At 41.9% G+C, this 24,663-nt stretch carries 23 protein-coding genes; 9 read left to right on the plus strand and 14 right to left on the minus strand.

All coding sequences use genetic code 11. The features are described 5' to 3' along the window. Positions 1-62 precede the first annotated feature (62 nt). The 9 genes from LDO51_RS10670 (at position 63) to LDO51_RS10710 (ending at position 11,969) form a co-directional block, all read left to right on the plus strand. Positions 63-1,322: a TolC family protein gene (locus LDO51_RS10670; RefSeq protein WP_225574553.1), complete on the plus strand. Its 1,260-nt coding sequence runs from the start codon at positions 63-65 to the stop codon at positions 1,320-1,322. 3 nt (positions 1,323-1,325) lie between these two features. After that, positions 1,326-3,542 (plus strand): type I secretion system permease/ATPase, encoded by a 2,217-nt coding sequence (locus tag LDO51_RS10675; protein ID WP_225574554.1) that lies wholly within the window; start codon positions 1,326-1,328, stop codon positions 3,540-3,542. A 1-nt stretch (position 3,543) separates the two neighbouring features. Continuing rightward, positions 3,544-4,779, plus strand: coding sequence for an HlyD family efflux transporter periplasmic adaptor subunit (locus LDO51_RS10680; RefSeq protein WP_225574555.1), 1,236 nt, complete (start codon positions 3,544-3,546; stop codon positions 4,777-4,779). A 483-nt stretch (positions 4,780-5,262) separates the two neighbouring features. After that, positions 5,263-7,257, plus strand: a complete 1,995-nt coding sequence (tkt, locus tag LDO51_RS10685) for a transketolase (RefSeq protein ID WP_225574556.1) — start codon at positions 5,263-5,265, stop codon at positions 7,255-7,257. Between the two features lie 337 nt (positions 7,258-7,594). Beyond that, the gene (epd, locus tag LDO51_RS10690) at positions 7,595-8,614 is read left to right on the plus strand and encodes an erythrose-4-phosphate dehydrogenase (protein ID WP_225574557.1); all 1,020 of its coding nucleotides are present in this window, start codon (positions 7,595-7,597) and stop codon (positions 8,612-8,614) included. Positions 8,615-8,717: 103 nt separating this feature from the next. Then, the gene (pgk, locus tag LDO51_RS10695) at positions 8,718-9,881 is read left to right on the plus strand and encodes a phosphoglycerate kinase (protein WP_036953968.1); all 1,164 of its coding nucleotides are present in this window, start codon (positions 8,718-8,720) and stop codon (positions 9,879-9,881) included. A gap of 60 nt (positions 9,882-9,941) precedes the next feature. Further along, the gene (gene fbaA, locus LDO51_RS10700) at positions 9,942-11,018 is read left to right on the plus strand and encodes a class II fructose-bisphosphate aldolase (protein ID WP_225574558.1); all 1,077 of its coding nucleotides are present in this window, start codon (positions 9,942-9,944) and stop codon (positions 11,016-11,018) included. Between the two features lie 173 nt (positions 11,019-11,191). Beyond that, positions 11,192-11,467, plus strand: a complete 276-nt coding sequence (locus tag LDO51_RS10705) for a VF530 family DNA-binding protein (protein ID WP_225574559.1) — start codon at positions 11,192-11,194, stop codon at positions 11,465-11,467. Between the two features lie 79 nt (positions 11,468-11,546). Continuing rightward, positions 11,547-11,969, plus strand: a complete 423-nt coding sequence (locus tag LDO51_RS10710; RefSeq protein ID WP_225574560.1) for a GNAT family N-acetyltransferase — start codon at positions 11,547-11,549, stop codon at positions 11,967-11,969. Positions 11,970-12,052: 83 nt separating this feature from the next. Here the strand turns inward: LDO51_RS10710 and LDO51_RS10715 are convergent, their stop codons facing one another. The 14 genes from LDO51_RS10715 to hpaB all read right to left on the minus strand — a co-directional run bounded on the left by LDO51_RS10715 (position 12,053) and on the right by hpaB (position 24,650). After that, positions 12,053-12,310, minus strand: coding sequence for a helix-turn-helix domain-containing protein (locus LDO51_RS10715; protein WP_225574561.1), 258 nt, complete (start codon positions 12,308-12,310; stop codon positions 12,053-12,055). Between the two features lie 33 nt (positions 12,311-12,343). Continuing rightward, complete coding sequence (locus LDO51_RS10720; protein WP_225574562.1) at positions 12,344-13,732, minus strand: O-antigen ligase domain-containing protein; 1,389 nt, start codon at positions 13,730-13,732, stop codon at positions 12,344-12,346. Between the two features lie 39 nt (positions 13,733-13,771). Next, the gene (locus LDO51_RS10725) at positions 13,772-14,839 is read right to left on the minus strand and encodes an adhesin (protein ID WP_225574563.1); all 1,068 of its coding nucleotides are present in this window, start codon (positions 14,837-14,839) and stop codon (positions 13,772-13,774) included. Between the two features lie 15 nt (positions 14,840-14,854). Further along, entirely contained in the window at positions 14,855-15,361 is a 507-nt protein-coding gene (locus LDO51_RS10730) for a fimbrial protein (protein WP_225574564.1), read from the minus strand. A 10-nt stretch (positions 15,362-15,371) separates the two neighbouring features. Further along, positions 15,372-15,908 carry a fimbrial protein gene (locus tag LDO51_RS10735; protein WP_225574565.1) on the minus strand — a complete coding sequence of 179 codons (537 nt, stop codon included), beginning with the start codon at positions 15,906-15,908 and terminating at the stop codon, positions 15,372-15,374. Next, positions 15,901-16,266, minus strand: a complete 366-nt coding sequence (locus LDO51_RS10740; protein WP_225574566.1) for a hypothetical protein — start codon at positions 16,264-16,266, stop codon at positions 15,901-15,903. Before LDO51_RS10740 ends, LDO51_RS10735 begins: the two co-directional genes overlap by 8 nt. Before the next feature lie 27 nt (positions 16,267-16,293). Continuing rightward, positions 16,294-17,022 carry a fimbria/pilus periplasmic chaperone gene (locus tag LDO51_RS10745; protein ID WP_225574567.1) on the minus strand — a complete coding sequence of 243 codons (729 nt, stop codon included), beginning with the start codon at positions 17,020-17,022 and terminating at the stop codon, positions 16,294-16,296. Positions 17,023-17,034: 12 nt separating this feature from the next. Beyond that, positions 17,035-19,524 (minus strand): fimbria/pilus outer membrane usher protein, encoded by a 2,490-nt coding sequence (locus LDO51_RS10750; protein WP_225574568.1) that lies wholly within the window; start codon positions 19,522-19,524, stop codon positions 17,035-17,037. 26 nt (positions 19,525-19,550) lie between these two features. After that, positions 19,551-20,108 (minus strand): fimbrial protein, encoded by a 558-nt coding sequence (locus LDO51_RS10755; protein WP_225574569.1) that lies wholly within the window; start codon positions 20,106-20,108, stop codon positions 19,551-19,553. 41 nt (positions 20,109-20,149) lie between these two features. Then, positions 20,150-20,701: a fimbrial protein gene (locus LDO51_RS10760; RefSeq protein ID WP_225574570.1), complete on the minus strand. Its 552-nt coding sequence runs from the start codon at positions 20,699-20,701 to the stop codon at positions 20,150-20,152. A gap of 358 nt (positions 20,702-21,059) precedes the next feature. Then, positions 21,060-21,542: a FidL-like protein gene (locus LDO51_RS10765; protein ID WP_225574571.1), complete on the minus strand. Its 483-nt coding sequence runs from the start codon at positions 21,540-21,542 to the stop codon at positions 21,060-21,062. Further along, positions 21,532-22,350, minus strand: coding sequence for a winged helix-turn-helix domain-containing protein (locus LDO51_RS10770; protein WP_225574572.1), 819 nt, complete (start codon positions 22,348-22,350; stop codon positions 21,532-21,534). The genes LDO51_RS10765 and LDO51_RS10770 overlap by 11 nt, the downstream gene beginning before the upstream one ends. Before the next feature lie 199 nt (positions 22,351-22,549). Then, on the minus strand, positions 22,550-23,068 hold the full coding sequence (hpaC, locus tag LDO51_RS10775) for a 4-hydroxyphenylacetate 3-monooxygenase, reductase component (RefSeq protein WP_225574573.1): 519 nt from the start codon (positions 23,066-23,068) through the stop codon (positions 22,550-22,552). A gap of 19 nt (positions 23,069-23,087) precedes the next feature. Next, positions 23,088-24,650 (minus strand): 4-hydroxyphenylacetate 3-monooxygenase, oxygenase component, encoded by a 1,563-nt coding sequence (gene hpaB, locus LDO51_RS10780; protein ID WP_225574574.1) that lies wholly within the window; start codon positions 24,648-24,650, stop codon positions 23,088-23,090. Positions 24,651-24,663 lie beyond the last annotated feature (13 nt).

The following is a 24,663-nucleotide window of genomic DNA, read 5'->3' on the forward strand; positions in this document are numbered from 1 at the left end:
ATGGGTAGCCCTCAATATTTTATTTTCGCCAACACCAGTTTTATTTACGTTGTGCCAACTTTATGAAATCTCTAATTAATAGCATTTTAGCGATATGCTTCGTGAAGATGCTTTCTCTTTCTGCTGTGGCAGATGTGGTTGAATTAAAAAACCTATTAAAAGATTCACTCGATAATGCCCCAGAAGTCCAAGAGGCTTATGCCAATTATCAAGCAGCGCAAAGTAATGTTAGTGCAGCGGAAGCTGGGCATTACCCTGTCGTCAGTTTAATGGGCACTCAGCCTCTTGCGCAGCAACATAAATACGAAAGTAACGCGATGGAATCGGGATTTCACCTCGGTACCAAAGCGACCATGAACATTTATGCTTGGGGCGGAATTGAAGCGGGTGTAGACCGTGAACAGTCCAAGCAAAGTTACTATGAAAACCAATATATTCTTTCTCAAGAAGATATCAGCGTGCGCATCAGCCAGCTTTATTTGCAGGTTTTACGTCACAAAGAAACCCTTGATGTGATTGATGAAAATCTCGTTCGCCATCACCAAATTGAAAAGCAACTGACCACGATTGTTCAGCATGACTCTGGTCGAATGAGTGAATTAACGCAAGTAAAAGCGCGCACTTTAAAAGTGGAAATGAGCCGCGCCGAAACAGAAAGAAACCTGAATTTAGCCCTGAGTCAATTATCGATTTTGACTCAGCGCCAGCTAACCGTTGACCAATTTGTTGACCCTTTCAGAGCAACGACCAGCGGTGCGATTTTAGCCAAATTTCAAGAAGATAATCTAGAAAATAACCCAAGCTATAAAGCCCAAGTGGCCGATGCCCAAAGCCTTGATGCTGACGTTAAAGTCGCCAGCGCCATGAGAAAGCCAGCATTGAATTTAGAAGTTAATGCGACGCCAGATAATAGCGAAGTTTTCTTACGTGTTTCTTGGAATATTTTCGACCAAGCAAGCTATTACAGCCAAGCGCAGAAAGAGTATGCCCTGTCCGCAGCCAATGAGCGTATTAAAAAGACATTCCGTGAAATCAAAGAGATGAGCCAATCTGCGGCGATCAATATGGCGCAAAGTGAAAAGCAAGGAAACATTGCCAAAGCCTATATTGCCGAGCAAAAAGTGGTGATCAGTAATTATGAAAAGCAATTCACCATCAACCGCCGCACGTTGATAGACCTGCTTGATGCGTATAACGAGCTGGCGAGCATTCAAACCAGCGCGGTTATCTTACAAAACGACTTCCGTGACGCGACACTCAATTACCTCAGTGTGCAGGCTAAAATGTCTGCATGGATGAACCAAGAATTGGCTTCCAGATAAATTATGAACATTATTAATAACCTATCTTTAGTTACCAAGCGTTTGGGTTATACCCTTTCACCGGAAATTTTATTAGCACAAACTAAACGCACAGAATCGAAATCTTTCGATTATGCGTCGCTGGTGAATGTGCTGAACTCCCATCAATTTGATAACCAGATCATTGAAATCGATCTGCATAAGATCCCGACGATTGCAGCGCCGTTTCTGGTGCTGTTGGCAAACAATGAATCGGTGGTGATCAGCAAAATTGAAGATAGCGAAAATGGACGCTATTTTGAGATCTTAACAGAAGAAGGCTTACGTCAAACATTAAGCGTGCAAGATCTGGCAGTGAACTACAGCGGCTACAGCTGGTTTATTAAACGTAATATTCGCTCAGAAACCCGTTCAGAAATTGATAAATACGAAACCAGTGGCTTCTGGAAAGTGATTTGGCGTTATAAAAAATATTACTACCAAGTGATCATTGCATCGTTTGTGATCAACTTATTAGCGTTAATCAGTTCCCTGTATGTGATGAACGTGTATGACCGCGTGATCCCAAATCAAGCTTACGAAACCTTATGGGTACTGACTATTGGTGTTGTGCTGGCAATTGGCTTTGAATTTCTGGCCAAAATGCTGCGATCTTACCTATTAGATATCGCAGGGAAAAAAGCAGACATCGTGATCAGTGCCATGCTATTCCACCGCGTGATGGGGATCCGCCTTGATAAACGCCCAGCGTCATCGGGATCGTATGCCAACAATTTACGTGACTTCGAATCCATTCGTGAGTTTATGACCAGCGCGAGTTTACTCGCTCTCGTCGATCTGCCGTTTATTTTGCTGTTTATCGGCGTGATCAGCATGATTGGTGGTTACCTAGCATTGGTGCCACTGACCATTATCCCGATTGTGGTGATCGCTGGCATTGTGATCCAAAAGCCACTGGCGAAAGGGATCAACGCCTCAATGAAAGAGACTTCTCAACGCCAAGGCTTAGCGGTGGAATCCATCGAAGGGATCGAAACCTTAAAGTTAAATAACGCGGTGAATTGGGCGCAACAACGTTGGGAAATACTCACAGAGAAAACGGCATTTTCATCCATTGCAGTGCGCAATCTAACTAACTTTATGGTCAACTTCAGTGCGGCGATGCAGCAGCTCAATACCGTGGGTTTAGTGTGTGTAGGGACTTACTTGATCCACGCAAACGATGTGAACTCGCGTATTACAATGGGGGCGCTGATCGCCAGCGTGATCTTATCCGGTCGTGCGCTAGCACCGCTTGGGCAAATTGCAGGGCTGGCAACACGTTTCCAATCAGCGCGTATGGCATTAGCTGGTGTGCGCAATATCTTTAGCCGTCCTATCGAACGCGAAGATCATAAAAAATACATTTCACCGACTGCAGTTCACGGGGCATTACGACTGGCGAATGTGACTTATCAATATAGTAAAGATGGGCAGCCTGCATTAAACAACATTAACTTAGAGATCAAAGCGGGGGAGAAAGTCGCGATCCTCGGAAAAATCGGTGGTGGGAAAAGTACATTACTGAAGCTACTGACAGGCTTGTATGAGCAACAGCAAGGGAATATCAGCTTAGATGACCTCGATATTCGCCAAATTGACCCGATTTTCCTCAGAAGCAAAGTCGGCATGCTGACGCAAAAGCCGCGTTTATTCTTCGGAACCCTGCGTGAAAACTTGGATTTAGCACGTCTTGATGGCTATTCCAGCGATGACGATTTAGTGCGCGCGCTCAAACGCTTCCAGCTTGATAAAATTATTCGTCAGCACCCTGCAGGGCTTGATATGCCCCTTGGTGAAGATGGTTTAGGGCTTTCAGGTGGACAAAAACAGATGGTGGCACTGGCACAGTTAACCTTGCATAACCCAAATGTGGTGTTACTGGATGAGCCAACCACGGGCATTGATGTGGATACCGAAAAATTGGTACTGGATGCGTTAGAAACGTGGACAAAAGATAAAACGCTGATTGTCGTCACTCACAAATTACCAATTTTACGTTTAGTTGACCGCATTATCGTGATGGATGAAGGCAAAATTTTAATTGATGGACCGAAGCAGAAAGTCTTAAAAGCGTTAGGACAAACGGAGCAAGCCACTGGCACAGTTACCACAGATAAACCCACTCCACAGCCTGCGCCACAAGTGCGAGTTGTTTCACAGGTTAGACACGTAATTAATAAAGAAGAAGGGGCGATTTAAAATGGAGAGTTATGGTAAAGCGCCAAAAGAGCATCGCACTTTTTCCAGTGACTTTTCTCATGATCTAGAATCCGTGATGAGAAAAGAGCGCAGTAACTTACTGTTTTTGCCTATTATCTTTCTGGCGTTGTTACTGACGATTTTTGTGGTCTGGGCCTATAACAGTCACTTAGAAGAGATCATTCGTGGGCAAGGAACCATCATTCCAAGTAGCCGTGAACAAGTGATCCAGAGTATTGACCCTGGCAATATCCAAGAAATGTATGTTAAAGAGGGCGATATTGTTGAAAAAGGGCAAATTTTGCTGAAGTTGGATGATGCGCGCAGTATGGCATTATTGCGTGAAAGCCAAGCGCGAGTGCAAAACCTTGAAGCTATTTCAGCGCGTTTGCAGGGAGAATCTCGCAACGAACTTCCTGATTTTTCAAAGATAGTTGATCAAGAATTAGTCGCGCGTGAAACCAACGCCTATAACGCGAAAAAAACGCAGCGTGACCAAGCTATTGCAGGCTTACGTCAAAGCAAAGGATTATTAGACAGAGAAATTGCTATCACCAAACCGCTGGCGAAAGAAGGGTTAGTCTCCAATGTGGAAATTCTGCGTATGGAAAGACAGTCCGTTGAATTAGCGACACAAATTAACGAACGCATAAATAACTACCTTGCGGAAGCAAACGCTGAATTGGTGAAAGTGGAATCGGAGCTGGATCAAGCAGAAGAGACAATGAGCATGCGTAAAGATCCAGTCACTCGCTCGGAGATCCGCGCACCCGTTCACGGCATCGTAAAAAACATTAAGATCAATACCATCGGTGGCGTGGTGAATACAGGGCAAGACATCCTTGAGATCATTCCCCTCGATGACAAATTGATGGTGGAAGCTTATATTCGTCCACAGGATGTGGCTTTCTTAAGACCGGGAATGCCAGTCGTGGTTAAAGTGACCGCCTATGATTACGCTATTTATGGTGGCCTAAATGGGGTTGTGAAATTAATCAGCCCAGACACCTTAAGCAATGATACTCGCCGCAGTGAGTTAAAGCTCAATCCCGATGAGACGTTCTACCGCATTCTTGTCGAAACGGATACCAATTACTTGTTAGACAAAAATAACCAGAAAATGGAAATTATACCGGGAATGGTGGCATCGGTAGATATCAAAACGGGTGAAAAAAGTGTGTTTGATTACCTAATTAAACCGATCACACGGATGAAACAGGCGATGACAGAGCGTTGATTAGCCTGTGGAATAACGCAGTGTGATAAATTATGTAATGAAGGGCGCGAATATAGGCGCCCTTGTTGTTTTGTGTGGGTTTTCCAACAAAAAATTTGCCAAATATCACTAATATTGAGGCTAATTACTCAAGAAGCATAAATCACCTTGATCCTAAGTGGTGAACTCAGGTTTAATAAGGTTAGGTAATTGCGCAAAGCGAAGAACTCAAAGGGATATTTTGCGCAATGGAAAGGATTCAGCTTGACGGTTGCGATAAAGATCCGCAGTCTGCTGTCATATTGTTTCAAATAATTGCTGTATGGATGAAATTGCGCTAGTTTCGTAGGGTCTCATCGCCAAACTTCAAGTTGTGGGTAGGTCTAATAAGCTTTTATGCACCTGCGGCTCGAATTATTGAGGCTAACTCTATAAACCGCAATAATTCCCTATTGCGTTGTGAATATTGGTTTAAGTACGTTCTATCCTACTTGGAGTATACTAATGACGACTCGTAAAACCCTTGCTAATGCTATCCGCTTTCTAAGTATGGATGCGGTTCAAAAAGCAAAATCAGGGCACCCTGGCGCACCAATGGGCATGGCTGACATTGCTGAAGTTCTTTGGCGCAACCATATGAATCATAACCCTGCAGATCCACATTGGGCTAACCGCGACCGCTTTGTACTGTCTAACGGTCACGGTTCCATGCTAATTTACAGCTTGCTGCACCTGACAGGTTATGACTTATCTATTGATGAGTTAAAGAACTTCCGTCAATTACATTCTAAAACCCCGGGTCACCCAGAATATGGTTATACGCCAGGCGTTGAAACCACCACGGGTCCTTTAGGCCAAGGTATTGCAAACGCAGTCGGTTTTGCGATTGCAGAACGTACTTTAGCGGCACAATTTAACCGCCCAGGTCATGACGTTGTCGACCACCACACCTATGTGTTCATGGGTGACGGTTGTATGATGGAAGGTATCTCCCACGAAGTGTGTTCATTAGCGGGTACCCTGAAATTAAATAAACTGGTCGCATTCTACGATGACAACGGCATCTCTATCGATGGTGAAGTTGAAGGCTGGTTTACTGATGATACCGCAGCGCGTTTCGAAGCATACGGCTGGCATGTTATCCGTGACATCGATGGTCACGATGCAGACCAAATCAACGCTGCAGTGAACGAAGCACACAAACAATCAGACAAACCAACGCTGATTATGTGCAAAACCGTTATCGGTTTTGGTTCACCAAATAAAGCAGGCACCGAAGCGGTTCACGGCGCACCTTTAGGTGATGCAGAAATCGCGGCAACTCGTGAAGCACTGGGCTGGAAATTCGGTCCATTCGAAATCCCAGCAGATATCTATCAAGCTTGGGATGCGCGCGAAGCGGGCAAAGAAAAACAGCATTCTTGGAATGAAAAATTTGCGGCATACGCAAAAGCACACCCAGAATTAGCGAAAGAATTCGAACGTCGTATGGCGGGTGAACTGCCAGCGAACTTTGATGCAGAAGCGAAAAAATTCGTTGAAAACCTGCAACAAAACCCAGCAAATATCGCAAGCCGTAAAGCATCTCAAAACGCGTTAGAAGCATTCGGTAAAGTATTACCAGAATTCATGGGCGGCTCTGCGGACTTAGCGCCAAGTAACTTAACCATGTGGTCTGGCTCCAAACCTCTGAATGAAGATAAAGCGGGTAACTACATCCATTACGGTGTTCGTGAATTCGGTATGTCCGCTATCATGAACGGTATCGCTCTGCACGGAGGTTTCGTTCCTTACGGCGCAACGTTCTTAATGTTCGTTGAATACGCGCGTAATGCAGTACGTATGGCAGCACTGATGAAAATTCGCAGCATCTTCGTTTACACTCATGACTCTATCGGTCTGGGTGAAGATGGTCCAACACACCAACCAGTAGAACAACTGGCAAGCCTGCGTGTGACACCAAACATGAGCACATGGCGTCCATGTGACCAAGTGGAATCTGCGGTTGCATGGAAATATGCAATTGAGCGTAAAGATGGCCCAAGCGCACTGATTTTCTCTCGTCAAAACCTGGAACAGCAACCTCGTACCGCTGAGCAATTAGCGAATATCGAGAAAGGGGCTTATATCCTGAAAGATTGCGCAGGCACGCCTGAGCTTATCTTTATTGCAACGGGTTCTGAAGTTGAATTAGCGGTGAAAGCGGCTGACCAACTGACTGCGGAAGGACGTAAAGTTCGCGTGGTTTCTATGCCTTCTACAGATGCATTCGACAAGCAAGATGCGGCTTACCGTGAAGCCGTTCTGCCTGCAAACGTAAGTGCTCGTGTGGCTATCGAAGCGGGTATCGCAGATTACTGGTTCAAATACACTGGTCTGAATGGTGCTATCATTGGTATGCACTCATTCGGTGAATCTGCACCAGCTGATGAGCTGTACAAAGAGTTCGGCATTACGGTTGAAAACGCGGTTAACGCGGCAAAATCTCTGCTGAAATAATTCATTTAATGCCTTGAGGTGTGTTCCGAATAAACGGTCGCACCTCTGAAAATAAAGTGAATTAACCTAATTTACGCCTCAATATCAAGTTTGGTATTGGGGCGTTGTTTTTTTGTGCACCGTTTCTTGTTTTTCTATTGCGTTCTCTAAATATATCCCTTAATCTAAAACCTAATAAGCTGAACCGTTTCAGTTTCATTTGGCATAATGTAAATAAATTTTAAAAATGTCGAGTGAAGCACACTTTTGATGTTTGACAGTTAAAATGAGCAGTAGAGTTGGTGGTAGTCAGTTATTCTTAGCAACCGTGTGATTTTGCTCAGATACAAGGTGTAGAATGGCAATCAGGGTAGCAATAAACGGCTTCGGTCGAATTGGTCGAAGTGTTCTCAGAGCGTTATATGAATCAGGTCGCCGGGCAGAAATTGTCGTCGTTGCGGTCAATGAATTAGCGGAACCAGAAGGTATCGCTCATTTGCTGAAGTATGATTCAAGTCACGGACGCTTTGCGTGGGATGTTCGCCTTAATGGCGACCAGCTACAAGTTGGAGATGACAGCATGCGTCTTTTCCATCAAGCGGATATCAGCAAGCTACCTTGGAAAGAGTTAGGTGTGGATGTGGTGTTAGATTGCACGGGGGTCTATGGCTCTCGCGAAGATGGAATAAAGCATCTGCAAGCTGGCGCGAAAAAAGTGCTCTTTTCCCATCCAGGAACCGATGATCTCGATGCGACCATTGTGTATGGCGTCAACCATAACAGCCTACAAATAAGCGATAACATTGTTTCCAATGCATCTTGTACCACCAACTGTATTATTCCAGTCATCAAAGTGTTGGATGATGCATTTGGTATCGAATCGGGCACAGTCACCACCATTCATGCATCCATGAATGACCAACCCGTGATTGATGCCTACCATAAAGATTTACGCAGAACGCGCGCAGCGAGCCAATCGATTATTCCTGTCGATACCAAATTGGCCGCGGGGATCACACGAATTTTTCCAAAATTCCAAGGTAGCTTTGAAGCGATTTCTGTACGCGTTCCAACCACCAATGTCACCGCCATTGACTTAAGCGTCACGGTGGATGCAGATGTTTGTGTTGATAAAGTCAACAAGCTATTACAGAGCGCCGCGCACGGGCATTTTCGTGGTATAGTAGACTATACTGAACTACCGTTAGTCTCGATGGATTTTAATCATGATCCGCACAGCGCGATTATTGATGGCACGCAAACACGAGTTAGCGGCAAAAATTTAATCAAAACCCTCGTTTGGTGTGATAACGAATGGGGGTTTGCTAACCGGATGCTAGATACAACCCTAGCGATGGCAGCAACAGGTTTAAACTAATTGGCGTCTGATAGACAGCGGGGCACAATAGATAAATACACTATTGACCACCTCGTACAGTCGCTAATGAAAACTTTATAGAGAATCAACAAGAGGATTCACCATGTCTGTAATTAAGATGACCGATTTGGACTTAGCGGGTAAACGCGTTTTCATTCGTTCGGACCTAAACGTTCCTGTTAAAGACGGTAAAGTTACTTCAGATGCACGTATCCGTGCTTCATTACCAACAATTGAATTAGCGCTGAAACAAGGTGCTAAAGTCATGGTTACTTCCCACCTCGGTCGTCCGACGGAAGGTGAGTACAACGAAGAGTTTTCACTGCAACCTGTTGTTGACTATCTGGCAGAAAAATTAGACAACCCAGTTCGTTTAGTTAAAGACTACCTGAACGGTGTTGATATCGCTGCTGGCGAATTAGTGGTTTTAGAAAACGTGCGCTTTAACAAAGGCGAGAAGAAAGACGACGAAACCCTGTCTAAACAGTATGCAGCACTGTGTGATGTCTACGTTATGGATGCATTCGGTACTGCTCACCGCGCTCAAGCGTCAACGCACGGTGTGGCTAAATTCTCGCCAGTTGCGTGTGCAGGCCCGCTGTTAAGTAATGAATTAGAAGCATTAGGCAAAGCGTTAGGTAATCCAGCGCGCCCAATGGTTGCTATCGTAGGCGGTTCTAAAGTTTCCACTAAACTGACTGTATTAGATTCTCTGTCTAAAATTGCTGACCAACTGATTGTGGGTGGTGGTATCGCGAATACTTTCATCGCAGCAGAAGGCAACAATGTGGGTCGTTCACTGTATGAAGCGGACTTGATCCCAGAAGCGAAAAAATTACTGGCTAACTGCCAAATCCCAGTGCCAACTGATGTTCGCGTGGCTACCGAGTTCTCAGAAACTGCTGAAGCAACACTGAAAGCAAGTAACGCTATCAAAGATGATGAGCAAATTCTGGACTTAGGCGATGAATCCGCAGAACGTCTTGCTGAAATTCTGAAAAATGCGAAAACCATTCTTTGGAACGGCCCTGTGGGCGTATTCGAATTCCCTAACTTCCGTAAGGGAACTGAAATCGTTGCTCGTGCTATCGCAGACAGCGACGCTTTCTCAATCGCTGGTGGTGGTGACACCCTAGCGGCGATCGATTTATTCGGTATCGCTGATAAGATTTCCTACATCTCTACCGGTGGCGGTGCTTTCCTTGAATTCGTTGAAGGTAAAAAGCTCCCAGCCGTTGTCATGCTAGAAGAACGTGCTAAAGCGTAATTAAATTGTTCATACACAACAGGCAGCGTAGGCTGCCTGTTCACCACAGGACCTTTTCACATGTCTAAAGTTTTTGATTTTGTTAAGCCTGGTGTTATCACCGGTGATGATGTACAGAAAGTTTTCGCGGTTGCCAAAGAAAATAACTTTGCATTGCCAGCTGTGAACTGTGTTGGTACTGATTCAATTAACGCTGTACTTGAAGCGGCAGCTAAAGTACGTGCTCCTGTTATTGTACAGTTCTCTAACGGTGGTGCTGCATTTATCGCGGGTAAAGGCCTGAAAGCAGAAGGGCAACAAGCGGCTATCTTAGGTGCTATTTCGGGTGCGTACCACGTACACCAAATGGCAGAGCATTACGGTGTGCCAGTGATTCTGCACACTGACCACTGTGCGAAGAAATTGCTGCCATGGATTGACGGTCTGTTAGATGCGGGTGAAAAACACTACGCGAAAACCGGTAAACCTCTGTTCTCTTCTCACATGATTGACCTGTCAGAAGAATCTCTGGAAGAAAACATTGCAATCTGTTCTAAATATTTAGAGCGCATGGCAAAAATTGACATGACTCTGGAAATCGAATTAGGTTGTACTGGTGGTGAAGAAGACGGTGTTGATAACACTGGCATGGACAGCTCAGAGCTGTACACCCAACCAGAAGACGTGGCTTACGCTTACGAAAAACTGAACGCTATCAGCCCTCGTTTCACTATCGCAGCTTCTTTTGGTAACGTACACGGTGTTTATAAGCCAGGTAACGTACAATTAACGCCAAAAATTTTGCGTAACTCCCAAGATTACGTATCTGAGAAATTTAACCTGCCACATAACAGCTTAGATTTCGTTTTCCACGGTGGTTCCGGTTCAAGCGCTGCTGAAATCAAAGAAGCGGTTAGCTACGGTGTTATTAAAATGAACATCGATACCGATACTCAGTGGGCAACATGGGATGGTATTTTACAGTATTACAAAGCGAAAGAAGGCTACCTGCAATCTCAGTTAGGTAACCCAGAAGGCGATGATAAGCCAAACAAAAAATACTACGATCCACGTGTGTGGTTGCGTAAAGCACAAGACTCAATGGTTGTTCGTTTAGAACAAGCATTTAAAGAACTGAACTGCGTAGACGTTCTGTAATTTACGAGTTTAGCTTGTGAATAAATCATCCCTCAGCAGGATAGCTTGCTGGGGGATTTTTTTATGCTTTCACGATGGTGTGTGCTCTCGCCTGTATTGATTGCGAGCGCCTTGCATTTCTTGTAACCTTCGCGTGCTTTGAACACTCTGAAATGCCCCATAAGGTAATCCAAATGACTGAACATAAATCTAAAGACCCGTTACATGGGGTTACGCTTGAAATGCAGGTAACAGAATTAGTTAACCATTATGGTTGGGCAAAATTAGGCAGCATGATTAAAATCAACTGCTTCAACAAAGATCCCAGTGTTAAATCAAGCTTAAAATTTCTACGAAGAACACCATGGGCACGGGCTGAAGTTGAAGCGCTGTATCTTGATATGCTAGAGGACGATTCAATGGATGATGCTAATTTGTCTGATGATCCGTGGGGCAATCACCGTATTTAATACCTCGACCAAAAGATACTCCCCGTCGCGCTATGATCTTTATCTATGGATCGTCACTACGAATGAAGAGTAAACCGCCATGCTTATTCGCCTAGCCACTTTGCAGGATATTGCCTCACTGATTGATATTGATACCTATGTCACGGTTGATCCTATTCGCGGGCAGCAAATTCAACATTGGGTTATAAATCAAAGCTGTTATCTTGCAGAAGAAGATGGCGAAGTGCTGGGGTATGGTGTATTAAATTACCATTTCTTTGGTTGCGGCTTTATTGAAATGGTAATGGTTGCAGAGCGGTTTCGCCACCGAGGTGTTGGTCTTGCATTGTTGAAGGCTTTACAGGAAATTTGCCATCACCCGAAATTATTTACATCGACAAATCAATCTAATTTGTTGATGCAAAAATTACTATTAAGAGTCGGTTTTATACCTAGCGGACAGATTGATAATCTTGATGACAATGACCCTGAAATCATTTTTTATCAAAATAAAAACGCTTAATATCAGTAAAATGAGAATGCCCTCTTAATATAGTAGAGGGCATGATTATGTTGCGATTAAATTAAGTTGTAGGTGGTACGTCATTACAGATTAATGGGCAGTGTCACCGAAGGATTTCTACGCTCCAAAAAGTAATTTAAATCACACTGAAGCACATTGGCAAAAATGCATAATCGGTGGATTGTAAAATTTTGAGTTCCACGCTCATAGCGAGAAATCTGTTGTTGGCTTAAGCCAGTTTTCTTACCAAGAATACTGGCGCTCCAGCCTAATAAGAGTCGGCGTTTACGAACTTTTGCACCAATATCGGTATTGGAGATTTGATTGTCGTAGAGAGTCATTATGCTGTCCTCGTTTATCTTTTAATTTTCTCATTATGCAAATGAGAAAATATTGGTGTGAAAGAAAGATTGACCATTAAACAAATTTAATCCAATAATAAAAACGCTGAGGCCAATAATGAAAGTGCTAAAGCTAAATAATAAAGACAAGTGCTTGTTAATATAAAAGCTGGATTGTTCTTTTAATGAAAATGATGCATCTGCAAATGATAGGAATAATATTATCATTCCCCAATGTAACACCGATTGTAAAAATGGGTGCTCTAGATTGCTATTAATAACCACAGGTGTTAATGCTAAAACCAAGGATATGGAATATCCGTTTCCATTCTTCTTATATTTAATGATTGACTGATAAATAACATATAACCCACCCGTTATTATTAGCGACATAAAAATAAGATTAATAAACCCACCAGTCATAATCCAACGCAATATTTCATTATAAACATGTGGTACAATATAATTTTCAGAACTTAAAAATGGGAGCTGGCTTTTCTCCATGCTCGCATTAAGTATTAACGGTTGTTCCCAAACTTCAGCTGACGGAGATATAAACAATGAAATTGAAAATCGTAACATTTGCTTAAGGTGAAAGCGGTTGATTATCTCACTGTCAATATACTTTGGGCATAGCTGAATAAGGTAAACGCCAATAAATACAGCAACGGCAATAATGAAATAACTAGCGCTCACCCTCACTTTATTTTTCTGATAAAACAAACAGATAAAAATAAATGCACACATTGCGAAACTCAATGTCGTCGTGATGGATTGAAGTACAATCAGTGTCACCGTGAACAAGAAAATACAGATACTTAATAGTGTTATGCGGCATTTTTCTTGAATGAGCGATGTGAGTTTAAATTGTGATAACACAAGGGTCATCAACGAAAACATGCAGCTCATCGCCATGTTAACCGACAAAATGGTAATTTGTTGTGTCAAACCATATGACCGCATATCGGTTGCAAAATAAAAAATAGTAGTTTCAAAAAAGTATTGATAAATAGTAAATAAGCACTGAATGACATTAATCGCGATAAAGCAATAAATACAGAAAGATTGAATTAACCACTTTTCTCGTATTTGCAATCCGACAATATACAGCATGACTCCAGTACTGACTCCAGACCAATACCAAAATATAATATTACGGCTCTCTTTTAGATAAAAAAGATTAATGCTTAATATCATTAAGGCTAAACAAAAACATAATGCCGGCGCTGTAATGAAAATTCGATTTTTTCTATAAAATACGGTAAATGCAATAATGGAAATAATTAATGCAATTGCTAACCAGCTAATAATATTTTGAGGCAGTGATTGCCTTAAGCTACCTAAATTATCAATATATATTATACTGGCGAGATTCCAAATAATAAAAATACTAATAAACACAGCACGAGAAAGCATAATCATAGTGTTTTACTGCATGTTAATTATAAAACAGCATGTTAATTATAAATAAGTCGCAATTAACCACGCATTGCCAGTGTATTTTCCGGGCTCAGCATCTTGTCCATAAATGTGGCTTTCGATTTCAATATTTTTCACTTTATCAATTGTGGTCATGATGGTTTTACCGCGTTCTTTACTCTCTGCATCGTACAGTAATAACTCAGAGTAAATCGTGTTAGTGCCCGATTTCATCGGCACACGCTTTTGCGGATCGTTATCCATAACATAATCTAAGGTGAACTTCACATTAACCCCTTGGCTTCTGTCACATTGGTAAGTCGCAGTGCGGGTTTGTTTACTATCAAACTCAATGGCGTTCAGTGTATTGTGGTTGATATTTAGATTATCAATATTGGCTTTACAGTTTGATGGGTAGTTAATCACCGACTGAGTTAAATCCAGTTTAACACTCGCTTTATCCGCTGGAACGAACACATCAGGTGTGCCCGGATATTGGAACATTCGGGTATAGCCTGCAATCATTGCTGGCGGAATAACAACTTTGCCATCTATCGGAATATCTTTCACATAAATACGGACTTCAAAAGGGAATTGAACAGTGAAGAACTCAGCGTTTAATGGCCCCATTTCTTCAGAAGAACATCCACGCCCAGAAATATTTTTCCAACCCTGAGTAATTCCATTATCTGAATACAGTGTGAAGTAAGTATTTGCATTAATTTTATAAGCGGTGAGCCCTTTAATGGTAAAGCCAGCTTCTGGCACATAAGAAAAGACGCGATGAAAGGCATAGTTCCACGACAGTCCATTTTGGTAGTTACCCTCTAAAAAATTCACTTTGCAATACACCATACCGTAAGGCTGTGATGAAGTTTCATCGATCACAATGCCCTCTTTATTTGGCGGAGCAACAGAATAGTATTTCTCGCCATTGCTTCCAATTGTCGGTGTACTCGCGATGACCGAGTTATTGGAGACAAGATTCATTTTATAGCCACCACCACTGGATGAGTAGCGAGTTAATCCATGGGAAACTTGGCTATAGAGAAACAGTGACATCAGCATGGTTACTAATGAAATTAGCGAAGTTTTAGTTGTTTTTTTCATTGTCGTTACCTAACTTTAAAGATAATCAATCATGACTGACAGTGCCGCACTAAACGGGCCGACTTTAAGTGTTTCAGGAACTTGATTCGTAACTAATTGTGACTGCAAGGTCAATGTGGCGGTATCACCACTCACTGATGGGAAGATAGGCTCCCATTTCAGTAGATTGATAGCGGTATTTCTATTGGCTTGGGAAAAACGGATCCCTAAGCCTTGGATTGTGGTGCTTAGTACGGTTTCGTTATTAATCGTGAGGGTCGAACCCTCTTTTGGGGACAAATAAACCCGTAAGTTTTTACGCAGATCGCATTGTTTAATTAGGATCCCAAAGTTGTATTTTTCTTCTGTTATGCGATCTAATGCGACATTTTGAAAATTCACATACAGCTCTTTATCGCCATTTTCATTGGTAATCACACAGGATGGACGCACTAATGTGGTTTCCAACGTAATTAAAATATCAGCCAGTGAAAAGCTGCTCATTAGCAGGCAAATTGCCCCTAAAAAACCGGATATTTTCATCTGCATTCTCCTACTGGTAGTCCAGATTGAAAGTGACTAAGGATGAGAAACTCCCTGTTTTGAGCCGTCCGTTAAAGGGTTTTTGCGCATATACCCCAAACTGCAGTGGGTTAATAGAGCCTTTTCCCGATTCCATGACGGTACTGATATCAATTGGGGTATTAAATTTTAAAGGTTGAGCATTCTTGCCATCAGTTAATGCGAGTAACACATTGGACTCGCCAGTCGTTTTCAAATAGGTGACGCCGTTATGGGTTTCAGTATCTTGAGTGTTTAGCGTAATTTTGATGGCTTTATTTAATGCCGCTGTTGAGCAATCGACGATATCCAACTGAAAAGGTTGAACATCAGAGCGCCCCAGATTTTCAAGTTCAGAAAAGCGCAGACCCGATAAGTAAACCGTTTTCTTCGTGTCATCGTCGGATAAGCGACAACCAATAGGCACTAGCGTCCCTTCGAAATAGACAGATAGACTATTTGCCAAGCTGTCGTAGCTGGTGAATAACAAGCTACTCATGCCAACCATAAGTGCGAATGTTTTAGTCATAAATCATCTCCAAACGGCGTGCTGAATTCTCGGCTGGAAGTAAAAAGGTCATATTTTTATTTGTCTGCGGCTTTGAAAAAACATATTGCTGACCCGCAAATTTCAACGTGAATGGCGCCCACGTTTGTTTATAAGTGCGGGTGGCACAATGGGCATAACTCACGGTAAATTGATAAACAGGCTCATTGACATGATTGACCGCTCTCGTCATTGTCACATTAGGCTGGCACGGCGTGATGAGAAAACGCGCATGAACATAAACAGTGCCTGTTGTTTCCAATAATGAGGGTTGCGATGGCGTTTCTGCCAATACAGGCATGGCGAACATGAGCGATAACCCAAAGTGATACAGTTTCATGTTGATATTCCTGTTTATCCGTTACGTCTAGGGTGTGACTGTGCACTGCGATGCTTGGCACTTAAACGCAAGTGAAGGTTTTCCACCATAATCATTGATATAAGTGAGATATGGCGTTGCGAACTTCGCTGACTTTAGGTTATGGGTTGATTTTGGTGGCACCATAACGGCATCAAAGTCACTCTGTTCAGACTGCTTTTGGCTGTTACCAATACCTATAACGGTCAGGTAAAAACTTGTTGGGTTATTCAGCTGATAACCATTGGCTGTCGGAGTTAATGTCACCTGTTTTGCCCACTCTTTTTTACTATCAGCCACAATCGCTTCTGGGCGATAAAACAGTTTTACACGGCTTTGTAGGGCGATTTGTAGAACACCTGCTTCTGTTGATTTTGGTGGAATTTCGCGCAAGTTATAGTAAAACAGAGACTCTCTATCCTGTGGTAATTTACTGATATCAGGAGCCGTACTTAAACGAACTAAGCTGGTGGATTTTGGCTCCATACGCTGAATCGGCGGTGTTGCGATAATCGGGCCTGCTTCCAGTTTTTTCTCTGACGCATCTTCTAACCATGACTGCGCTAAGTAAGGTAGTTCAGCGTTATCATTGCGAATAGTGATGTTAATAGACTGCTGATCACCATCAAAAATAATACGAGTACGATCAAGTGTAACTGCGGCGTAAGTGGCGCCCATTGCACCGATAGAGGTCAATAAGACACTGGTGCGAAGTAAATTAAAAAGATTTGATTTCATTTAAATTGTTTCCTAATGACAAATTAATACAGGGTAGCTTTCGGCACTGTTTTTAAACTCAGTGACTTGCGTGCTGCATTGCAATTTATTTCCCCAGTACAGGTTAAGCAGGTCATTTGGCATCACGCCGACAATCCATGTGATCCCTTGCTCACCTACAATGCCGAGCTCAATGTTATTTTTATTACGCACACTGGCACCAAACGGTGGATAAGTGCCGTCTGCCAGTTTTAAACGGGCAAAGGTTTTTTCCCCTTGAATAACATTCAGGCTGCGATAACCGATGGCTCCACGAGTTAGTGTGGCTTCGGTTACACTCTCTAACGCTTCGATATTGCTCGGTAATTTACTGGTATTAATTGATGCTGTTGTTTTGCGATAGCTACTCACGTTAGGGAGCACAGTTAAGCCAAAGCGGTTAGTTTTATAAACGCCACCGTTTAATGGCACGTTGCTTGCTCCCGGTGTTTCAACGACTAAGCGCGTTCCACCATAGGCTGCCTGATGCAGCGCAATTCCTTCTTTGACCAATGTGATCCCGCCGTTAATCGACCCACCAATGGTGTGGTACTCGTTAGGAACATAACTGGCATTGGCCGAGAGTGATGCCGTTGGGAAGTTCTGGCTCAAATAACCACTGAAACTAGTTTGTGAGTCCTGATCCTGCCCCGTTTGGTAACCCAAGTTCAGGTTATAACTACGCTGATCGCTGTAGCCGCTATAGCCCACGTTATGAGTTGAAGAGCGGCGTCCATTTTGGTCGCGTGTATAGCCTTCAGAGAAACTCATGCTGCTACCCATGGTGAGGGGTACAGTGACATACAGCGTAATGGCATCATCCTGATATCCCGCTCTTTTAGAACGTGTCGCAGATGCGGTTAAACTGATGTTTTTTAACCCTAAATAGGCAATATTGAAGGCGGTGTTGATATAGGCCCCAAATTGCTCTTCCGTTTGGCTATTCCAATACGTGTTGTACTGGTAATTTCCACCCAATGAGAACTCGTCAAAATATTTATTAATATTGACCTGATAGCTCTCTTTGTGTGCTTGGGTTTCAGTCCCCGTACGGCGTTCGTCCAACGTTTGTTGCAATGAACGATAGGTTTCATCCGAGAATCGATAGCCTGCGAAGGTAATGTCGGTTCGCGCCTCATCAAACGATTTCGAGTAACTTAAACGGTAACTGCGTCCTGTTAGGGTATCGTTCAGTAACTTTGCATGGGACTGTGTTATGTCAAATGACAAGCTCCCGAAGGTAAATAAATCACGTCCAAAACCGGCTGAAAATGCTTGGTAGTTTTTGGATAAAATCGACCCACCATAAATCGACCAAATATTATTAAGTCCATAAGAAAGTTCACCCGATGCGGTCATATCTCCTTCGAGGTGACGGCCATCGTAACGCGGTTTACCAACGGCAAACTTATAGCGAACTTGCCCTGGGCGCGTTAAATAAGGCAGCGCCGCAGTAGTAATGCTGAACTTTTGTTCTTCACCATTTTCTTCACGTACCGTGACATCTAAGGTTCCACGGATTGAGCTATCCAATGTTTGGATCTGGAATGGCCCTGCGGGAACTGTCGTCTCTAAAACAATTCGGTCATGGCTTTTGACGATGACTGTTGCGTTGGTTTGTGCAATCCCGATGATCTCAGGGGCATATCCCGTCAGTTTCGGCGGTAGCATATTTTCATCGGTCTCTAATGACAGACCCGTAAACTGCCAAGAATCAAAAATGGCGGAATAGAAATAGTTTTCCCCCAACGTTAGAACCGAGGCTATATTCGCTAATGAACGATAAGCGTATAAACGGCTGAATATGGCATCTCTATATTCATTGTTATAGTTACCCGATGATTTACGGTAGTTCGCTTGGTAATCCCCACGTAAACGCCACGCACCGAGGTTTAACCCTGTGGTTCCGTTTGCAGATAAATAGGATTCTTTCGTTCCGCTATCTCGGCGGCTAAATGAGCCCGTCAAGTTGTAGTCGAGTAAGAAACCGTTGACACCTTCTTCCCAGCGAGAAGGTGGTACCCAGCTAGGGTCGGTATATTCCAGATAACTTTGTGGGATTAAAATCGTCAGTGTTAACGTGGATAAATCCACGCTCATGGTACTGCCTTCAAGTGCTGACAAATCAATACACTGATCGTTATCGTGATATTTAATTAAGCGAATAGCTTCTGGTTTTAAGCCGAGTTGATCTGTAATGGTTGCCGGAACACAAACAACGCTAAATAATGAATCTTGAGCAGAAGTTGGCGCTCCCACAGTAATATCGCGGGCATTACCCAAACGTTCATTATTGACTTTAATCGTTAGATGATAATTTCCAGGCATAACAAATCCGGCCTGAGAAAACTGGCTAAAGTCAATATTCTGAGTATCTTTGGTATCAAGCATATCTGTATTAAATTCAACAGAAAAAGCGACAGTAGGAATACTGGATAAGCAAGATATAATAATTAACTGGTGAAAAATATTAAATTTAGCCATAGTGTTCTTATCATTTAAAATATTTATTAGTCGTAACTCACATTGAATTTAATCGTGGCAAAGTAATTTCCAGGTTCAATCTCATTATTAATGGTGTCAATTTCTGTTTCATATTTCAAAAAGCTGATTTTTGTTTTACTATCAAAGTAAATAGCACTATTTGAAATAGAATATGATTTATTCAAAGTGACTATATTGTTATTGGTGTCATAAATATAGACAATGACGCCATCCATGGGGCCTGATAGTTTTATTGCATTATTGTAGGGATCGCTATTGGCAAAGAATTTAATTTTTATGCCTTTTCTATTATCTTTGTCATACTCGCTAATGCAGTTGTTTAATTTAATGTTGAATGTTTTTCTATTATTATTTCTTGCTTCCTCTGTATCGATATTACTTTTAGATACGAGGTCATAATTAATATATTGATATTGGCTGTCTGTTTCTATTGAGCAGGGCGCAGCAACAATATATCCACGCATAACAGTTTCACCACGAATACCACCATCAACCGTATATTCCGCATTTGAAATAAAAGGAGCTAATAATAGCGTTGACCATAAGAAAGATAAATTTCGCATAATGAACCTTTTTATTGGGAGGGTTTCCCCTCCCATAAAAATTATTCGTAAGTGATTTTGAAGTCAGCGATAGAGTTGAATTCACCTTCAGTTACTGGAGTAGAAGCATCAACACGTTTTGCTAATGCAGTAAATTCCAGAACGTTTTCACCTTGTCTGTTACGAATTTGGTTCAGTACAGATTTAGCTTCATCAAATTTAAAATCTTTAATTTGAATACCAACGTTATTCGCAGTACCTGTTACGCCTAAGAATTCTTTATTAGTACCCACGTAGTTTTTACCACCGAAAGTGATTTTGATATCTTTAACTGCGATCCATTTACCTTCAGTATCCTTACTGAATTCGTCGAAGTTACACTCTTTTAATTTAATGGCGATATCTTTCTCTGCTGCATTACCTGCTTCTAAAGAAGCACGAGACAGTTGACCAAATGGAACTTCTTGTTTGGTGCTTTCAGATTCGATATTACATGGGGAGTTAACAACTTGACCGCTAAAATGTAATTCACCTGTGTTGCCGCTAGCTAAAACAGATGCAGACAGAGTAGAAGCTGCAAATAAAACAGCAACAGATAATTTATTTAATTTCATGTGATAGATCCTTAAAGATAAGTAATTTTTAGTCCCTAAAGTAAATGCAAATTGCCTAGTGCATCCATGCGTCGGCTTTTTGTGTAAGTCATTTCGACGAAAACAAGTTTATCCATCAGAGGGGTTTTTTGAAATAAAGTATTGATATTTTAATAAAGTAAAATATTTAATTCTTATATTAATATTTTTAACGTGGGTTTTAATGTTTTTATTTTGATGTGGTAATGCATGGGATTTTTAATCACTTTTGCTTTAAGGTAAATTAATAAGTAATTTTTAAAAAATAAAAAAAATAGAGCATCAAATGTCATAATTTGATGCTCTATTTTTGTCATGATGAAATGTTTGCTGATTGAAATTAAATTGTGCAAATAAAAAGAGGGGAGAAGTTCTCTTCAAAAATATAGTTTTTTTCACTCAAACGCTTTATGTTCACAAAATAAATTTGCCCTTCTTGTGGAATGCCCCGTATTTTTACTTTATTTTTAGCTTGGTCATTCGGGTCAATAACAACGCGTTCGACTTGTGAGAAAAAATGACCGCCTTGGTAAATATATTTCATATAAAACTTGCGAGCGATAACATAACTTTTACCATCATCGTTAATGGTTCCATTCATTAAAAAAGTATGATGTTCAGGGTCGTGCTCATTTGGAATAATACTCAGTAAGTAATAGCCTCTTAAGTCTGAGCGACTATCTGAAATGTTAATTTTTAATGTTGCTCGGCAGCTGGGGACAATGGCTGTGCTGTTTTTATAATAAACATAGCTACTAATGAAGACCAAGATGGTTGAAATAATCAGTAGCCAAAAAGCCCTGACAGATTTCTTATTTGACATAAAAATTCTCACAACTCACTGTTGTACTATCTTTGGGGGTGTTAGGACAATAAGATAAAAATAAAAAATTATCATAGAGATTTTTATCATTCGTGACGATCCCTACATTGTAATAAAATAATGTAGCCGGTTTTTTGCAATCAATATTTAATCGCGTTAACTGATTCTGCAAATCAGTAAAACTAATCGTCGTCATATCGGGTTTATGGTAGCTATTAATATAGCGTATACTGCACTGGTCAATGCGGCCAACCTCAGGATATTCTGTTCGCGTAGCAAAAAAATAGCTTTTAAAAAGATAAAGTAAGCAAAAAATGATAATCACAACTAAGGCTAGCTCAATAAAACGATTATTGAGAATGTAACTTTTTTTCTTTACTGTTTGTGCTTTTTCTTTTGGTGCATCTTCTATAATGAGTGCTTCCTGAGGTTCATTAAGTAATATTTCTTGAGGTTCTACTTGTTGGGCATCGTGATTTAATTCTGGTGATAACGACTGCAATTGTGCATTAAGCTTGATGCCTACTTTAGGTATAGTCGTAATTATTTCATCATCACAAAAAGAGGATAAATGGCGGCGTAAAACAGAAATACTACTGTTGAGGTTATTATCTGATGCCACTTGGTTGTGTTCATCCCACACTCGGTTTAATAATGTTTCACGATCTAAAACCTCACCATTATTTTGCACTAACACCAATAATAAGCGGTTCAGCGTGGTAGTCAGTTTAATTGCATCGTCGATATTATCGCGATATAACAACCCCTGATGGCTGTCATAAATAATATTATTAATAAGATATTTCATATTTTGTTTTATTTTATTTATTAGGATGTCATATAAGTATTTTTTCCAGTGTATACCTCTAATTTGGTCGGTGTCAATTAGACTAAAATTGCCTGATAATGAATTTGATTTAAGAAAGTTACATTAGATAGATATAATAAAAAAGCCCCTAAATGATGAATTTAGGGGCTTAGAATAACGTAATAAAAGGGAGGTTAAATTAGGCTGTGGGTTCTAGGATTTTGTGCATTACCGGATGAAACTTACGTTTAAAGTACACTAAGCCATGTCCATCATCGCTAACAACAATCTTTTTTATTTCAACCATATAGACTGAATGAGTACCAATATCTTGAACTTGGGTAATTTCACCCTCAAGGTTGGCAAGTGCATCTTTTAACAACGGCTGCTCTAAAATACCGCTATCCCATACATCCCAACCAAAGCGCTCATCCATCGTCGAGCCTTTCATACCCGCAAAGTGACAAGCTAAATCTTCTTGATCATGGTTGAGCACGTTAACACACAGGCGGCCATTCTTTTGAAAAACCGCATTCATAGCACTGTTGCGGTTAACGCATACCATCAAAGTCGGTGGCGTATCAGTCACAGAACAAACCGCAGTGGCAGTAATACCGCAACGGCCTTCTGGACCATCCGTGGTGACGATGTTAACAGCGGCACCGAGACTTGCCATCGCATCTCTGAAGCGTAAGCGATGTTCATTTTCTAAAGACATTTTGACCTCCTGCTGCCGATTACTTCAGCAGCGAATCTAACAGATTAATATCGTTGTTGTTGTGCAGGTGAGGGCGCTTCCAGCCGTGCTGATCATAGTCAGATAGGCAGCGGTCAACCATGTCAGTCATGGCTTTCATGTTGCCAGAACCGTATGCATGACGCAGACATTGCAGACGAATTTCGTCTTGGCTTCCCGCGTAGTTAATTTCATACAGCTCATGACGGCCACCGAATTCACTACCGATAGCATCCCACATTAATTTTAAAATTTTAATACGTTCAACGTGATCCATCCCATTTGAACCGCGAACATATTTCGCCAGATATTTATCAATTTCTGGGTTATTCATATCACGAACGCTAGACGGTAAATAAATTAAACCACTGGTGACGTTACTTTCAATGATATTTTTGATTTTGGTGTAGGCCATTGGTGCCATAACACGATAAGTTTGGATTGCTTGAGTGTCTGGCAGGAATGCGCCGCCCTCCCAAGCTTTTGCTTCTGAGCACATCGCGTCCGTTAATGACCAGAATAGGTTACGCCAAGCCACCACTTCACCAAGATCTGCTTGAACACCACGGAAATCAATAACACCCGTACATTCAAGGCTCTTTTGCAGAAGACCCGTAATGAAGTCCAGTTTGACCGCTAAACGTACACAAGCTTGTAATGGGAACAGGCGAGCAAAGCCACCTTGTACAGCCCAGTTACGAGCACGGTCGAAATCACGATAAATCAGCACGTTTTCCCATGGAATTAACACATGATCCATGACCAGAATGGCATCATTCTCATCAAAACGGCTAGATAAAGGATAATCAAATGGCGAGCCAGTTGCACCTGAAACTAATTCATAGGATGCGCGAGAAATTAACTTCACGCCGTCGGCATCCATCGGTGCGACAAACATCAATGCAAAATCAGGGTTATCACCCATCACTTGGGCAGAACCAAAACCAATAAAGTTGTAGTGCGTTAACGCAGAGTTAGTTGCAACAACTTTTGCACCGCTGACGATAATACCTGCATCAGTTTCTTTTTCTAGCTTTATATAAACATCTTTAACTTCATCGGCAGGCTTATGACGATCGATAGGTGGGTTAACAATTGCATGGTTGAAATATAAGCCACTTTCTTGAATACGCTTGTACCAGTTGCGCGCGTTATCGGCAAACTGACCGTAATATTCCGGATTAGCCCCTAAACAGCTGGCGAATGCCGCCTTATAGTCTGGAGTGCGTCCCATCCATCCGTAGCTTTGGCGTGACCAATCAGCGATGGCGTCGCGTTGCTGGCGTAAGTCATCTGCACTTTTTGCGAAGCGGAAGAATTTGTGTGTGTACCCGCCGTTGCCTGTATCTGTTCCCCAACAAAGCTGGTCATGAGTCGATTTATCATGAAGCGCATCATATAACTGTCCTATAGAAGCTGCTGAGTTACGAAAAGCAGGGTGCGTGGTGACATCTTTAACACGCTCACCATAGATATAAATCTCACGACCATCTTGCAAACTTTTTAGATATTCTTGGCTATTAAATGGGCGCTTAGCATCGGAACGAAAATCTTCTGGTTTCATGTCTACCTCGTTT

The organism is Providencia alcalifaciens (assembly GCF_020271745.1).
GTDB lineage: Bacteria > Pseudomonadota > Gammaproteobacteria > Enterobacterales > Enterobacteriaceae > Providencia > Providencia alcalifaciens_B.

Coding starts and splice junctions, on each gene's coding strand:
- LDO51_RS10735 (WP_225574565.1), bottom strand. CDS start 15,908: ATGACTAAAACATTCGCACTTATGGTTGGCATGAGTAGCTTGTTATTC.
- LDO51_RS10675 (WP_225574554.1), top strand. CDS start 1,326: ATGAACATTATTAATAACCTATCTTTAGTTACCAAGCGTTTGGGTTAT.
- LDO51_RS10725 (WP_225574563.1), bottom strand. CDS start 14,839: ATGAAAAAAACAACTAAAACTTCGCTAATTTCATTAGTAACCATGCTG.
- hpaB (WP_225574574.1), bottom strand. CDS start 24,650: ATGAAACCAGAAGATTTTCGTTCCGATGCTAAGCGCCCATTTAATAGC.
- LDO51_RS10670 (WP_225574553.1), top strand. CDS start 63: ATGAAATCTCTAATTAATAGCATTTTAGCGATATGCTTCGTGAAGATG.
- fbaA (WP_225574558.1), top strand. CDS start 9,942: ATGTCTAAAGTTTTTGATTTTGTTAAGCCTGGTGTTATCACCGGTGAT.
- hpaC (WP_225574573.1), bottom strand. CDS start 23,068: ATGTCTTTAGAAAATGAACATCGCTTACGCTTCAGAGATGCGATGGCA.
- LDO51_RS10710 (WP_225574560.1), top strand. CDS start 11,547: ATGCTTATTCGCCTAGCCACTTTGCAGGATATTGCCTCACTGATTGAT.
- LDO51_RS10680 (WP_225574555.1), top strand. CDS start 3,544: ATGGAGAGTTATGGTAAAGCGCCAAAAGAGCATCGCACTTTTTCCAGT.
- LDO51_RS10730 (WP_225574564.1), bottom strand. CDS start 15,361: ATGAAAATATCCGGTTTTTTAGGGGCAATTTGCCTGCTAATGAGCAGC.
- LDO51_RS10705 (WP_225574559.1), top strand. CDS start 11,192: ATGACTGAACATAAATCTAAAGACCCGTTACATGGGGTTACGCTTGAA.
- LDO51_RS10760 (WP_225574570.1), bottom strand. CDS start 20,701: ATGAAATTAAATAAATTATCTGTTGCTGTTTTATTTGCAGCTTCTACT.
- LDO51_RS10755 (WP_225574569.1), bottom strand. CDS start 20,108: ATGCGAAATTTATCTTTCTTATGGTCAACGCTATTATTAGCTCCTTTT.
- LDO51_RS10745 (WP_225574567.1), bottom strand. CDS start 17,022: ATGAAATCAAATCTTTTTAATTTACTTCGCACCAGTGTCTTATTGACC.
- LDO51_RS10740 (WP_225574566.1), bottom strand. CDS start 16,266: ATGAAACTGTATCACTTTGGGTTATCGCTCATGTTCGCCATGCCTGTA.
- tkt (WP_225574556.1), top strand. CDS start 5,263: ATGACGACTCGTAAAACCCTTGCTAATGCTATCCGCTTTCTAAGTATG.
- LDO51_RS10750 (WP_225574568.1), bottom strand. CDS start 19,524: ATGGCTAAATTTAATATTTTTCACCAGTTAATTATTATATCTTGCTTA.
- LDO51_RS10770 (WP_225574572.1), bottom strand. CDS start 22,350: ATGAAATATCTTATTAATAATATTATTTATGACAGCCATCAGGGGTTG.
- LDO51_RS10720 (WP_225574562.1), bottom strand. CDS start 13,732: ATGATTATGCTTTCTCGTGCTGTGTTTATTAGTATTTTTATTATTTGG.
- pgk (WP_036953968.1), top strand. CDS start 8,718: ATGTCTGTAATTAAGATGACCGATTTGGACTTAGCGGGTAAACGCGTT.
- epd (WP_225574557.1), top strand. CDS start 7,595: ATGGCAATCAGGGTAGCAATAAACGGCTTCGGTCGAATTGGTCGAAGT.
- LDO51_RS10765 (WP_225574571.1), bottom strand. CDS start 21,542: ATGTCAAATAAGAAATCTGTCAGGGCTTTTTGGCTACTGATTATTTCA.
- LDO51_RS10715 (WP_225574561.1), bottom strand. CDS start 12,310: ATGACTCTCTACGACAATCAAATCTCCAATACCGATATTGGTGCAAAA.